This is a genomic window from Pseudoalteromonas sp. P1-13-1a, from assembly GCF_001401875.1.
Taxonomy (GTDB): Bacteria; Pseudomonadota; Gammaproteobacteria; order Enterobacterales; family Alteromonadaceae; genus Pseudoalteromonas.
In genome coordinates this window covers 16,836-31,027 of the sequence record NZ_LKDV01000016.1, presented here as the reverse complement: position 1 = coordinate 31,027, position 14,192 = coordinate 16,836, and the positions used below count along the sequence as shown (strand labels likewise).

The following is a 14,192-nucleotide window of genomic DNA, read 5'->3' as shown; positions in this document are numbered from 1 at the left end:
AACTTTTAAATTAAGTAATAGCTTGTTCTCAATAGCGAATTTTTTGCCTTGCTATCAACACGTTTATCCACCCTCAAAATAGAACACTTAATTATGCGGATTGGTATAAGTCAATTGGTATAACTACATCCAGCTACGCTGCGTTGACTCGGCCTGATAAAGTGTAAAATCAATTATATAATCAGCATCTTGCTGCTTTATATAGGGCATAAATGCAAACCCTGACGCAAGTTGTATATACAGGCTTTTGAGCCCTGCGCGGCGCATAAAGTAGGTACTAATACTGCGTGCACTTTGTGCTTTGTACAACTCAAATACACGGTAATGCACACCTATCATCCCTTTGCGTACCACCATGTAAAAACGGCCGTTGTCTTCATGCAAATAATAGCCATAACGCTGATAAGCAAGCGTTACCAATCCCGCTAAAATAAGTAATACGCCCACGCTAAACCAAAGGTTAAAGTCACCTAAGTAGCACCCTAGCAGCACAATAGCGCTTGGAATTAACGCATAAAAGCTCAAGTTTTTATAAAGTAAGGCACGTTCTGCGCCGTTAAATTGCAATTTTTTGCTATTAAACCACGGGTAAATCCATTGGCATACGCTATCTACTTGCTCGCTATTTAAAACGGGTAACACTAAGGTTTGTTTATTTTTTTTAGCAGCCACGCCCGCCGCTATACCGCCGCTACTTGCTTGTAAGCACTCAACGGTAAAACGCTTTAGTAATCGCCCCATTAGGTTTTGTTTTATAACAATCGATTGCACCTTATCCATGCTCATAGACAACTGATGGCGCTCTAATAAACCAGCAATGCGTTTAAATTTTTGGCCTTTAAAGTAAAGCTCAAAATTATAAAAACGAATAAGCGACATGCCTACCGACAGCATCACAGCAATTAAAACAAGCAAAGCAATAAGCGTGATCATGGCAAAGGTTGCTGCACTTGCCAGTAAACCAAGCTCTTGCTGATAAAATCCCTCAACCTTAGCAATAATTTGTTGCTCTAAAAAATCAACCAACACATTTATAAAAGGCGCAATAGCGGCCATGGCTAATATAGCCATGTTTGACATTAAGCCAAATTTAGCAATTTCTTTATTACTGATACGTAAGCTATTTTCTGCTTCAAAATGCTCACTTGAGGTGGTTTGCTCGTCGGGTTGCTGCTGCGCTTTAAAGGCAAAAATTTGTTTACGCATTTGCTGAGCATAGGCTTTGGTAACACCTGGCAATACCGCTTCTTGCGTTACGCTGCCTGCGGCATCAAAAATACAGTTAACTAAATTAACGGGAGTAAAATAAAAGGGCTCAGCAATATTTACATTTTGCACGCGCGAAAACTTGAGTGTTAGGCGCTCTTTTTTAAACACCCCTTTGTTAAGCAAAATTTCGTGATCGTCGCTAATGCAAAACTTAAAGTTTATGTAATATAAAATTGAATAGATTAGCAGTGTTACTAATGCAGTAGCACCAGCTACTTGCGCCCAAAACAGCTTGTTTTCTACTTGTGTAACAAACACCACAAGCATGGGTAGTAGGTTTAAAAGCCCGTCTTTTACAAAGCGCACACTAAAATACACCACAAAATACACTACCGCCCAAGGCGATACTTTTTGCCAATGTAGTGAGCTACTTTGCTCCTCGCTAATGGTATTACTCATTGGCTAATTCAACCTGCGCGGGTGTGTCGTCTTGGCGATAGTTTTGTACAAACTGGCGTATGTTTTTACATTGCTCGTGGGTTAAGCCACTTATTTGTAAATCAGCGCTGACCCCGCCGGCACTAAATAACTTTAAACTGGCTAACTTTAGTTTTCGCTCAATAGGGCCTTGGTGAATTTCCATATGCTGTACACGCGCGAGAGGCAAAATAGTTATTTGCTGCCAAATAACCCCTTTTTTAAACGCAATATCGTGATTGCGCAGTGCAAAGCCCTGCAGTTTTATACTCACGGCGTTATAAAGCATTGAAAGCAAAATTAAAATGGGCACACCTATTAGCAAGTAGGTTTGTGCTTTGTTAGCAAACGCTTCGTTAAAGTAACAAACAGCAAACAATACCGCGCAAAAAGGAATGTAAAACGCCAGCCAATTAAGTTGCACGTGTAATAACGCTTTATCGGCCAAGGGATTGAGCTGTATTTCACTGTGCTTTGGTAAATCTATTATTTGCTGATTATTAAACACGTTTATGTACCTTTCCTTTTTACTGGCTGTTAAGCCCAGCTGATCGTAGTAACTAACGTATGGCTTTGCTTAGGCTCAAGTGTCACCTTATCTTCTAACACATTGGCGGCTTCTAAACACACCATGCTTAGGTATTCATCGTCAGCAAAATTAGATAAACGCTTAGACTTTTCTATCCATGGGTTCCACAGCACACACGAGCTTGAGTTTTCGCGGCTTACATTAATAATCCCATCTGGGGTATGAATGTGCTGCTGGACAGCGGCCTGTGTATACACCATATCGGTTTCGCGAGTAAAATTAACTTGTTCGTTTTGAGCAAAAGGCCCTTCGCCAAATTCAATATATTGCGCGCCTTGCAAACCATCAACAACCGTATTTTTAATATCAGAGGTAGGAAAGTAAGTATGCAGCGCTTGAGTATAACTAAACGCAGTATTACTTAAGTTAGTTGTGGTTAAACGCACCTGTAACTGCTCGCTCAAAACAAACTCAACCTTTAACGCCGAGTGATGAGGCCAATACGTTGGGTTAACTAATTTCATGGGTAAGTTTAAGCTAATTGTAATGTGCTCATCACTTTCGTGCACTTCGTCAGCTTGCCATAAACTGGTACGTGCAAAGCCATGCGCTGGCCAATCTTGGTTTGCATGGTTACCAAACCAAGGCCAACAAATAGGAATCCCACCGCGAATGCTTACCCCTTCTTGAAACGTCTCATTGTTAGATACCCAAATAAGTGGCTTGTTATTTTTTGGGATAAACTCGGTAATTTGCCCACCTTGCAAAAATATTTTTGCATCACACTTTGAGCTCGCTACTTTTATAAACTCTAGACCGGTTTCGCTTTGTTCAATGCTAACTGATGGCGATAATTTCATGTTTTTCCCTACAATACTGATATTAAAGATTTTTAACATGTACATATAAACAATAATGCATGTGTAAAGTATACGCTATACTCACTAGGGCGTGTTGACCTTTATGGTTTGAAATTTGTTCATTGGCGATTAATACATACACAGCTAACTTACAAACAATTACTAATTAGCAACAGCTGTTATGAATAATACTAAAGTCTACACCATAAGACTTGCCAATTATTCTCAACATACGTAGTGTGCGCACCACAATGCAAACAATATGCTAATAACATTTAATAAGTTTTAAACAAAGTTATACTATTTTAGTTTCTGCTCAAACTAATAAAAACCAATGAACATGGGCTCAAGCTTAATTTATTATTTGAATTCAATTTATTTGATGTGTAACATTTCGCGATTACGGCACACCTTTGGCCCATCGACGAGATAAGCAAATGCAAAAATATGACGAATTATTAGTTTCTTTACGTAAAGTAATCCGCGCGATTGACTTACATTCTAAGCAGCTAAATAAAACATCAGGTTTAACAGGCCCACAATTGCTTATAATGCAAGAAGTAGCGCACACCGATGGAATAACCGCTAGCCGTATAGCTCAGAATGTTAATTTAAGCCCGGCTACTGTGACTAATATTCTTGATAGAATAGAAAGCAGAAACCTTGTAACACGCGTTCGTAGTCAAATGGATAAACGCCGAGTGAGCTTATACCTCACCGAGCAAGGGAAAGAGTTACTAGAAAAAGCGCCACAGCCACTGCAAGAACACTTTATTGAAAAGTTTTCTGCACTTGCAGAATGGGAGCAAAGTTTATTGCTTTCATCTATGCAACGCGTTGCAGCAATGATGGATGCTGATAAGTTAGACGCATCACCTCTGTTAGAGGTAGGCGCGTTAACTCAAACACCAAATAAATAAAAAATAAAAAAAATAAATTTAAATTAGTTCTTACATCATTCGTAAGGGGCTTTTGGGCACCTTGAATTTTTTATTTTTTAAACACAATCTGAGCATCAACAATGACTAAACTCTCAAAATTAACACTAGCACTTATGCTTGGTGGTGCAGCAAGCACTTCTCACGCAGCCGATCTTGACACACTGCAAAACCAATTAAAGCAACTTAAGCAACAAATGCAGTTGCTTGAACAGCAGCTCGCTGATGAAAAATCAAAGCAAAGCCAAATCAACAAGCAACACCAACAACAAGTTGCCGAAATCAGTAAAAAAGCCGACAACAAAGAAGTTGTTGTTGCACAAGCTGCGCCTGAGCAAGAAGACGAAGGCATTAAAATTGGCGGTGCCGTACGCTTTAACTACAGCACTAATTCATACGATGAAGACACGCAAGACCGTGGCGGCGATTTAGACTTTGAAGTATTTCGCATTAACTTATCAGGCGAAATTAGCGATATTTCTGTAAATGGTGATTTTCGTTTTTACGATTACATGACCATTGTTAAGTATGCATACTTAGGTTACGAATTTACAGATGGCTGGGAAGCGCAAGCCGGTATTGCACCTGTACCGTTTGGTAACGGCCCATACAACTCACACAGCTACTTTTTTAGCACTAACTACTACGTTGGCCTAGAAGACGACTTCGATTTAGGTGTAACAGTAAACCGCAAACTTAAAGACAATTGGAAACTAGATCTGGGCTTTTTCAAAAATGATGAAGTAGGCGGTGTTGATGGCAGCTCAGAAGTTAACGAACGTTATTCTTTCGATATTGTAGGTAGCCGTGCAACAACCGAAGGCACATACGATGCCCCTGGTTCTCGCCTTGGTGAATACAACACCTTTGCTGGTCGTACAGTGTATCAAATTGAGCATGGCGAAAACGCTAAAACAGATGTGGGTATATCACTTTTAAGTGGTGGCCTACATGATGGTAATGACCGCGCTGGTAACTACGGTGCATGGGCGTTCCACGTAAACAGCCAAATTAATAACTGGAATATTCAATTTCAGCACGGCGAATACGACTACGACCTAGACGACAACAGCAACCGCTTTGTAGTTGGCGCATTTGATTACTACGATACCGTATCAAGCGAAGCAACGATGACTAACTTCAACGTAGCATACGACCTATCACTTGATTGGGGCCCAGTAACTGGCGTGCAATTTTATAACGACTACGGCATTATTTACGACAAGTCTGACGACAGCGCAAACACGTGGATGAACGTAACCGGTATGAGTGTATCGGCAGGTCCGTTATTTACCTACTTTGACTTTATTCAAGCGCGTAACCAGCCATTTATTGGCGGAACAATTATTGGTGATGGCGACACAGAACGTCGCTTTAACATCAACGTAGGTTACTACTTCTAAATAAGTAAAACATATTTGGTATTTTAAAAGGGCAAACTTAGTTTGCCCTTTTTTGCATTTATAGGGTTAGATTTTACAACGATTTGGCCTACAATCCTAACTAACAACCATTACTTAAAAGAGCCTAAGTGAATATAAAAGCAGTATTTATTTGTTATAAAAACTTATGGCTTAAAGCGCTTGGTTTATTACTTGTTGCGCTTGGCATTATTGGTATTGTGCTGCCCGTTATGCCTACTACCATTTTTTTTATTCTTGCGCTTACCTGCTTTACTCGCTCATCGCCGGCGCTTGAACATTGGCTGCTTAACCACCCTCGTTACGGCGTTACCTTACAACAATGGCAAGCGCATAAAGTAGTGCCAGTTAAAGCAAAATGCTACGCCGCAATTGGTATGTTAATTGGCTTTGTGTTTTTACTTTACTCAAGCGCCCCTGTTTGGGTTATTTACCTTGTTGGCGTAATTGAAATAGCTGTAATGATTTACCTAATTTTAAGGCCCTCGCACCCGCCTAGCGCTAAATAGCCACCCCTTTTGTTTGCACACATCGTTTAACCAAAAATTTAATGTAAAGTTAAGTAAGTAAATTTGTAATAGTTAATGCAAATGATTATCATATTGTAACTTTAACTTAATTACTGTTTTTATGGCGTTTATTAATAAGCGTGCTTTGTACAGCACAAGCCGTGCACTGCATATTTATATTTCTACAGCTTTGTTTTTTTTGCTTATTTTGTTTTGTGTTAGCGGCATTGTGCTTAACCATGTTGATTGGCTTAAAAACGATAAAAATAATGGGCAAGTAACTGCGACTATTCCAGCAAAATTAGTCACAAAAGCGAATGCACAACTAGATTCCCTGCCAACGCTTTATCCAGACATAGAAACGTTTCTTGCTGAGCAATACTCTTTAACCAACGTTAAAAGTATTGAGTGGGAAAAAGAAGACGCACTGGTTATGCTCGATTACCCACTACCCGCAGGTTTTGCTTACGCAGAGCTTGATTTTACAACCGGCGAGCTAAATTTAGATTACCAAACCGGTGGTTTTTTAAGCCTAATTGGCGACTTACATAAAGGTCGCTACACCGGTGAGGTATGGAGCTGGGTTATTGATATTTCAGCAGTATTGATGATTATTTTTTCAATCACTGGGATGATTATTTTATTTCAAAACAGAAAAAAACGCTTAGCAGGAATATGGATAACCGTTTTAGGCATTGCAACGCCTTTGGTTATTTACCTATGTTGGGTGCCACAAATTAAAGGAGTGTCTTAATGTTAAAAGCAAGTACGGTACTAAGCGCAGCATTATTAATGGTTGCCGCATTATTTCAAGCAACTGCGCAGGCGCAAACGCCACAGTTAGAGATTGAACTCACCCTACCCGATTTAGATGTACAACCTTACCACCGCCCTTACGTAGCTGTTTGGCTAGAAACGCCAAAGCGTAAACACGTAACTACGCTTGCGCTATGGGTACAAAAAGCAGAATGGTTTAAAGATTTACGCCAATGGTGGCGTAAAGCGGGTAAAACCGACATTAACTTTGACGGTATAAGCGGTGCAACTAAGCGTGCTGGTACTTACACCATTGACTGGCAAGGTAAAGATTTAGACGGCAATGCCGTAAAACCTGGCAAATACCTTTTAAACATTGAAGTTGTACGCGAAGAAGGCGGCCGTGATTACAGCCGTATAGAACTTGATTTATCACAAGCTGGCAAAGTGACCATTGAAGGTAAAAAAGAATTTTCAACCAGTTTTGTCACCGTAAGCACTAAGTAGCTGCTACTTAATCACTTGAATTTAAGGAAATACAATGAAAATTAATTTATTAAAAACGGCTTTAATTGGCGCACTTAGCTTATCGGCGCTGGTATCTACATCGGCAAACGCGCATAGCCGCTGGTTACTGCCATCTCACACGTCACTTTCTGGTGATAAAGCACATTACGTAATGATTGACGCGAGTATTTCTAACGAAATATTTGCACCCGACAAAGCCTTTAAGCCAAAAGAAAAAGGCGCAGAGTACGACGACACACTACTAATGGCCCTTGCACCAAACGGTGAAAAAGTATCTGACACCATTCGTGCTTATTACCTAAAGCGTAAAAGCTCAGCAGCGGTAAGCCTAAAAGAAGAAGGCACTTACCACATTGCCATGACGCAAAAACCAATGTACATGACCTTCTACAAAAACGAAGAAGGTAAGCGCAAGCGCGTATTTGGTAAAAAGTCAGATGCTAAATTACCAAGCAACGCAAAAGATGTAACCACAACTAAGGTTATTTCTACAGTAGATACATTTGTAAGCCGTAACGGTACTTCTAAGCCTGCACAACTAGGTTTAGGCCTTGAGCTTAGCGGCCCAACACATCCAAACGATTTATTTGTTGGCGAGCAAGCACGTTTTCAGTTACTACAAGATGGTAAGCCTGTAGGCTCTGGCATTGAAGTAAGTATTTTAAAAGGTGATACACGCTACCGTAACGAACGTGGCGAAGTAAAAGTAACAACCGACAAAAACGGCATGTTTAGCACAACATGGAAAGAGCCAGGCCTATACCTAATCGAAACCTCTAACAAAGTTAAAGTAAACGAAGAAGGTGTAGACGCAGGACGTTACTCTTTATTTACTACGCTTGAAGTAGCGCCTGAATAATTTTTCATGCAATTTACACTATAAATTAAGGCCAAGTTAAAAACTTGGCCTTAATTTATAGTGTAAATTAAGGCCAAGTTAAAAACTTGGCCTTTTTTGTTTTTTCAAAAAACCTACAACTTACCTTGAATTTGCAGCCATTCGACACAAGATTGCAACTCGAGCGATCTAAACATCTACAGCGGGCGTAAATTGTCATTTTAGTTGTTAACAACTTAGAATAACTTAGACAGTTTTTATCTTTGCACACAAGTAGCGCCTTCTATATTATGCGCTCCTTTTAAAATCAATAGTCAGCAGCCCTTAAGGGAATCAACATCATGTTAAAGCAATTATCAGCTAAAAAAGTAGCACTTAGTCTGGCCGTTACCTCTGCGCTTGGCGCGTCTTATTCTCCTGCAATTGCCGCAGAACAAGACACTCAAGCACAAGAAAGTATTGAAGTGATTTCGGTTACCGGTACCCGCAGAAGCCTGCGTAGTGTTGCCGAAAGTACCGTACCTGTAGATATTATTACCAGCGGCGATATGCAAAGTACGGGTCAGCTAGAAATAAGCCAAGTATTAGCAAACCAAGTGCCTAGTTTTAACTACCCAAGTGCAACACTTGCAGATGGCACCGACCACGCAAAACCTGCTGTACTACGTGGTTTAGCACCCGATCACACCCTAGTACTTATTAATGGTAAACGCCGTCACTCAGGCGCCTTATTAAACCTAGGTGGCACAGTAGGCCGTGGTTCTACAGCGGTTGATTTAAACATGATCCCAACATCAGCCATTAAACGCGTAGAAGTACTACGTGATGGCGCAGCAGCGCAATACGGTTCTGATGCTATTGCCGGTGTAATTAACATTGTACTTAAAGATGCCACCGAAGGCGGCAGCGTAAGCGTAACCTACGGTGAATACGATACGCAAATGGCAGGTGTACCTCAGCTAGAAAGCACCTACGCCGACGCCGATGGCAACCTTGCTTTTAATACCGGTGCCGACCGCGAAGTAAACGACGGCGCAAGCCGTACAATTAGCGCAAACTCGGGTTTTGAGCTTTTAGATAACGGCTTTGTAAACGTATCTATTGAGTACCGTGATAACGACTCTACACAGCGCTCTGGTTTTGACCCGCGCGAGCAATACGACCGCCTAGAAGATGGCAGCCTAGACCCACGCGAATTTACCATCGACCGATACAATCACCGTTTTGGTAAAGCAGATCTTGAAGACTACGCACTGTTTTACAACATGGGTTACGACTTTGATAACGGCTATAACCTGTACTCGTTTGGTAGCTACTCAAAGCGCGAAGGCAACTCAGGTGGTTTTTACCGTCGTGCAAAAGACAGCCGCAACGTGTTAGAAGTGTACCCAGACGGCTTTTTACCGCAAATTGAAACCGACGTACAAGATTACTCATTTGCCTTAGGTCTACAAGGCGAAACAGGCGAATGGACTTGGGATGTAAGTACTAACTACGGCCGTAATGACTTTGGCTTTGGCGTTGTAAATAGTATAAATACATCGTTAGGTGCCGACAGCCCAACCGAATTTGACAACGGCGCACTGGTTTATGACCAATTTTTAGTTAACACCACAGCAAATACCACCTTTGATTTTGGCTTACCTGACGACGTATTTTTTACAGTAGGTGCAGAGTACCGCCACGAAAGCTACAAAATTGAGCAAGGTGAAGAGGCCTCTTACATTACTGCGCTTGATAGCGACGGCAACCCAATCGCAGCCGGTGGCGCACAAGTACTTGCAGGTTTTAGCCCGCAAAGCGTTACTGATAGAAGCCGCCATAATGTTGCTTTATTTGTAGAATTTGATACTTACCTAACAGAAGATTGGAACGTAGTTTTAGCCGGACGTTACGAAGACTACACCGACTTTGGCGATACGTTTACATCAAAGCTTGCGTCGCGTTACAGCATTAACGAAAACCTATCGCTGCGCGGTGCAATTAGTACAGGTTTCCGTGCACCATCACTTGCACAAAGCTCGTACCGCCAAATCTCTACCGTACTTGAGAACAACCAACCGTTTGAAGTTGGTTTATTCCCAACCGATTCAACAGCGGCGCAAGCACTTGGTGCAGAGCAGTTAGATGCCGAAGAGTCTGTAAACGTAACGGCTGGCTTTATGTACACGCAAGGCAGCTTTAGCCTAACTGTAGATGCATACCGCATTGATATTGATGACCGTATTGTATTGTCTGAAAACCTAGAAGGTGATGCTGTAGTAGAAATACTGCAAAATGCCGGCGAGCTAAATACAGAAAGTGTACGTTACTTTACTAACGCTATCGACTCGCGCACGCAAGGTGTTGATATTGTTGCTACCTACAACTTAGATTTAAGCGATTTAGGGGACTTACGCTTAAACGTAGCCGCTAACTTTAACGATACCGAAGTAACACACGTAGACGACAACCCAAGCGAGCTAAACTCACTCGGCGATGACTACGTGGTATTTGCACGCCGTGAAGTAGGCCGCTTTGAAGAAGGCACACCAGATAGCAAATGGAATCTATCAGCAGTGTGGAACTTTAACGAATGGCAAACCACCCTTCGTGCAACGCGCTACGGTGAAGTGGCTGATATTTCAACTACCGCCGATCGCGATGAGTACATTGACCCTAAATGGATCACCGACCTAGAAGTAGCCTACCGCCCAGACGAATACTGGAAATTTGCAGTAGGTGCAAACAACTTGTTCGATCAGTACCCGCAAGCAACGGTAGATAACATTGGTTACTCTGACTTTGGCCAAATATTCCCGTACACGCCATATGCACCGTACGGATTAGACGGGCGTTTCCTATACGGTAACATTACTTACAGCTTTTAATAATTAACCTAAAAGCAAATACTTAAAAAGGATGCCATGTGCATCCTTTTTGCTAATTTTTAGTGTTTTTAACCAATCATTAGTAAACCAGCGTTTTAAACATACCTATCACCTTAATAAAATCAATAACTTATAGTTGGTCTCGTTTTTGCTCTACTATGCTTATACAAAACAAGCATAAATAACAAACACAAAGGACTAAGCATGAGCTCATCAACTGTATCTAACATTACAAAACCACTTTCACTTATTGGTGGCATTTTATTATTAAGCGGCTGTGTATTTCATATATCGCCAAGCGTTGCGTCAGTAAAACAAACTCAGCAGCTTTCACTGCCCAGCAATAATCTAGAATACTTAAATGTGTTGAGCGGTGCAGGCTCACTTGAAATTAAAGGCTCGCCTAATGCCACCAGCATAAGTGTAGATGCCACAATTTACACAGCCGACATTGAAGACGAATACACACTTACCCTTGAGCAAAACGGAAAACAGGCAAACCTTGTTGCCCAAAATAAAAGCCAAAATGGCATTAACTTTTACAGCGGCCAATCTCCACATATAGATGTAGTTGTAACCGTGCCAAGCAATCTAAATTTAGATATTGATGATGGTTCGGGCGATATGCGCATTAGCAATGTGCGCGGCACCTTAACTGTTGAAGACGGTTCAGGCAGCATTGCCATTAATAACATTAATGGCGCGGTTGATGTTGACGATAACTCTGGCGATTTAGTTATCGAGCACGTGCAAGCAAGCGTAACCATTGAAGATGGCTCGGGCAATATTCGTGTAAATCATGCTAAAGGGCTTACCATTACCGAATCGGGCTCTGGCGATGTAAGCATTGATAATATTAGCGGCCCTGTAAAAGTAGCCGATTAATTATGACTAAATGATCCATTTTCAGCCACATGACCCATTGTATTTTTAAAGCCACTAAGCCATGCTAAAAGCCTTGATGTTATTAGGATATACGCGTGTTAGAAATAGCTTTAATTTACTTAGCGGCGGCCATAGTGGCTGTACCTATTGCCAAGCGAGTCGGCCTTGGCTCGGTACTTGGTTATTTAATTGCAGGCATACTTATTGGCCCTTACGCCTTAGGTATTGTGGGGGATCAAACTGATGTAATGCACTTTGCCGAGTTTGGTGTAGTGATGATGCTGTTTTTGGTTGGCCTTGAGCTACAACCCGCCCGTTTATGGAAGCTGCGCCATTCAATATTAGGGCTTGGCGGCTTACAGGTCGTACTTACCGCCGCGGCTATTTTTGCGTTTTGTTACTGGTTTTTTGCCATGCACTGGCAAACCGCCCTCGCGATTGGTTTAATGCTGGCGCTGTCATCAACCGCTATTGTGCTGCAAAGCCTTGAAGAAAAAGGCTGGCTAAAACAAGAAGCCGGGCAAAATGCGTTTTCGGTTTTACTGTTTCAAGACATCGCCATTATTCCTATTTTAGCGCTTCTACCACTACTGGCTTTTGCGCCGCAAAGTAGCTCAAAAGAAATTAGCGACTCCATTATTGCAAGCTGGCCGGTATGGCAGCAAGTAGGCGTATCGGTAGCGGTTATTGCCGCCATTATTGCTGGCGGTAAATATGTATCAGCGCCGCTATTTAGATACATTGCACAAACTCACATGCGCGAAATATTTACTATTTTTGCACTATTTTTAGTGGTGGCCATAGCGCTCGTGATGCAAAGTATTGGTTTATCACCTGCACTCGGTACGTTTTTAGCCGGTGTAGTGCTTGCCGAAAGCGAATTTAGACACGAGCTCGAAGCCGATATAGAACCCTTTAAAGGCCTACTTTTAGGGTTGTTTTTTATTACCGTGGGCGCATCAATCAACTTTGAATTACTAGCGGATGAATTTACAACCGTTATTGCACTCGTTGCGCTGCTTATTGTAGTAAAAGCCTGCATTTTATTTGCCCTTGCCATCACATTTAATATTAGTAAAAAGCAGCGTTTACTGTTTGCCTTAGCGCTGGCACAAGGCGGCGAATTTGCCTTTGTACTTTTAAGTGTAACCACTACATTAAGCATATTAACGCCAGAGCAAACAAGCCTAGTGACGTTAGTGGTGGCTGTTTCAATGTTGGTTGCACCATTGTTATTAATGGTTTACGAGCAGCTACAAAAACGCACCAGTAACAGCGCGCCTGAGTTCGACAAGCCTGAGCAAATTAGCACAGCAAAACACGTAATTATTGCGGGCTACGGGCGCTTTGGGCAAATTATGGGCCGTTTACTGCACGCGCAAGGCTACGACATTACTGTACTTGATCACAGCCCAAGCCAAATAGAACTCCTTCGCCGCTTTGGCAATACCGTATTTTATGGTGATGCCGCACGCCAAGAACTCCTTGAAGCCGCAGGCGCACACACGGCACAAATGTTGGTGGTAGCAATAGACGACCCAGATAAAACTATAGAAATAATTAAGCTCGCACATAAAAACTACCCGCAGCTAAAAATAGTTGCCCGCGCTATCGACCGCCGCCATGCGTATCAAATGCTTAACTTAAAAGTAGATGCCTTTAATCGCGAAACGGTCGACTCCGCCATTAACCTTGCAGTAGAGGCGCTTGAACTGTTAGGTAACAATAAAGAAGATGCCCAGCGCGCCGGAAAACTATTTAGAGACCACGACCGCGCTGCGGTTGTGCAACTTGCCGAGCTGTGGGGCGACGACGCCAGCTACGGCGTAGCCGTGCGCCAACGTATGGAAGATTTAAAACAAGTGCTGCAGCAAGACAAGCAGGCACAAAGTGATTTAAATACCTGCGACAGCGGCGACTGTGAAGACGGCCTAACAGAGCTAGCTGATAGACCTAAAAAGCCTGATGATGCTCATATTGAATAGTTGGTTTTGAATTATTAGAGATAATGGTTTTGCCTCGTTCAGAGGCAAAACTTCTGAATAATTAATTTTGTATGTTACTCAGCTTCAACGAATCCACCTTCGTCTCCTTTGAATTTTTCTTTATTTTTATTGCTCAACTCTTCAAGCTCTTTATCTGGCTCATCACCCATAGGCCAACCAGCATCTATTAAGCCTAAAAAATCCCCAAGGGAAACCCAACCAACAACTCTTATTGAGTCAGCTTTAAGCCACTTTTCACCATCCCAGTTAAGGTAATCGTAAGAACCGAACCCAGTTTTATAACTAGACGCAACAAAGTATAAACCAGGCTGAACAGGGTTTGAATTTTCAACCCAATCTACCGGCACATTCACTTTTTTCATTATT

General features: G+C 41.9%; 13 protein-coding genes. 9 read left to right on the top strand and 4 right to left on the bottom strand.

Annotation, left to right across the window (positions count from 1 at the left end; all coding sequences use genetic code 11):
• Positions 1-123 precede the first annotated feature (123 nt).
• The 3 genes from AN391_RS11510 to AN391_RS11500 are packed head-to-tail and all read right to left on the bottom strand — an operon-like array spanning position 124 to position 3,075.
• Positions 124-1,668, bottom strand: a complete 1,545-nt coding sequence (locus AN391_RS11510) for a PH domain-containing protein (RefSeq protein ID WP_055015530.1) — start codon at positions 1,666-1,668, stop codon at positions 124-126.
• Complete coding sequence (locus tag AN391_RS11505; RefSeq protein ID WP_055015529.1) at positions 1,661-2,194, bottom strand: PH domain-containing protein; 534 nt, start codon at positions 2,192-2,194, stop codon at positions 1,661-1,663. Before AN391_RS11505 ends, AN391_RS11510 begins: the two co-directional genes overlap by 8 nt.
• A gap of 29 nt (positions 2,195-2,223) precedes the next feature.
• The gene (locus AN391_RS11500) at positions 2,224-3,075 is read right to left on the bottom strand and encodes a D-hexose-6-phosphate mutarotase (RefSeq protein WP_055015528.1); all 852 of its coding nucleotides are present in this window, start codon (positions 3,073-3,075) and stop codon (positions 2,224-2,226) included.
• 437 nt (positions 3,076-3,512) lie between these two features.
• Here AN391_RS11500 and AN391_RS11495 point away from each other — a divergent pair, with 437 nt between their 5' ends.
• The 9 genes from AN391_RS11495 to AN391_RS11455 all read left to right on the top strand — a co-directional run bounded on the left by AN391_RS11495 (position 3,513) and on the right by AN391_RS11455 (position 13,805).
• Positions 3,513-3,995 (top strand): MarR family winged helix-turn-helix transcriptional regulator, encoded by a 483-nt coding sequence (locus AN391_RS11495; protein ID WP_004586011.1) that lies wholly within the window; start codon positions 3,513-3,515, stop codon positions 3,993-3,995.
• A gap of 101 nt (positions 3,996-4,096) precedes the next feature.
• The gene (locus tag AN391_RS11490; RefSeq protein ID WP_055015527.1) at positions 4,097-5,416 is read left to right on the top strand and encodes a hypothetical protein; all 1,320 of its coding nucleotides are present in this window, start codon (positions 4,097-4,099) and stop codon (positions 5,414-5,416) included.
• A gap of 128 nt (positions 5,417-5,544) precedes the next feature.
• Complete coding sequence (locus AN391_RS11485) at positions 5,545-5,943, top strand: YbaN family protein (RefSeq protein WP_055015526.1); 399 nt, start codon at positions 5,545-5,547, stop codon at positions 5,941-5,943.
• Between the two features lie 121 nt (positions 5,944-6,064).
• Positions 6,065-6,697: a PepSY-associated TM helix domain-containing protein gene (locus AN391_RS11480; protein ID WP_055015525.1), complete on the top strand. Its 633-nt coding sequence runs from the start codon at positions 6,065-6,067 to the stop codon at positions 6,695-6,697.
• Positions 6,697-7,206: a DUF2271 domain-containing protein gene (locus AN391_RS11475; protein ID WP_055015524.1), complete on the top strand. Its 510-nt coding sequence runs from the start codon at positions 6,697-6,699 to the stop codon at positions 7,204-7,206. The genes AN391_RS11480 and AN391_RS11475 overlap by 1 nt, the downstream gene beginning before the upstream one ends.
• Positions 7,207-7,240: 34 nt before the next feature.
• Positions 7,241-8,086: a DUF4198 domain-containing protein gene (locus AN391_RS11470; protein ID WP_055015523.1), complete on the top strand. Its 846-nt coding sequence runs from the start codon at positions 7,241-7,243 to the stop codon at positions 8,084-8,086.
• Between the two features lie 320 nt (positions 8,087-8,406).
• Positions 8,407-10,935, top strand: coding sequence for a TonB-dependent siderophore receptor (locus tag AN391_RS11465; RefSeq protein WP_055015522.1), 2,529 nt, complete (start codon positions 8,407-8,409; stop codon positions 10,933-10,935).
• A 204-nt stretch (positions 10,936-11,139) separates the two neighbouring features.
• The gene (locus AN391_RS11460; RefSeq protein WP_055015521.1) at positions 11,140-11,820 is read left to right on the top strand and encodes a DUF4097 family beta strand repeat-containing protein; all 681 of its coding nucleotides are present in this window, start codon (positions 11,140-11,142) and stop codon (positions 11,818-11,820) included.
• A 95-nt stretch (positions 11,821-11,915) separates the two neighbouring features.
• Positions 11,916-13,805, top strand: coding sequence for a monovalent cation:proton antiporter-2 (CPA2) family protein (locus AN391_RS11455; protein WP_055015520.1), 1,890 nt, complete (start codon positions 11,916-11,918; stop codon positions 13,803-13,805).
• A gap of 74 nt (positions 13,806-13,879) precedes the next feature.
• Here the strand turns inward: AN391_RS11455 and AN391_RS11450 are convergent, their stop codons facing one another.
• The gene (locus tag AN391_RS11450; RefSeq protein WP_055015519.1) at positions 13,880-14,188 is read right to left on the bottom strand and encodes a hypothetical protein; all 309 of its coding nucleotides are present in this window, start codon (positions 14,186-14,188) and stop codon (positions 13,880-13,882) included.
• Positions 14,189-14,192 lie beyond the last annotated feature (4 nt).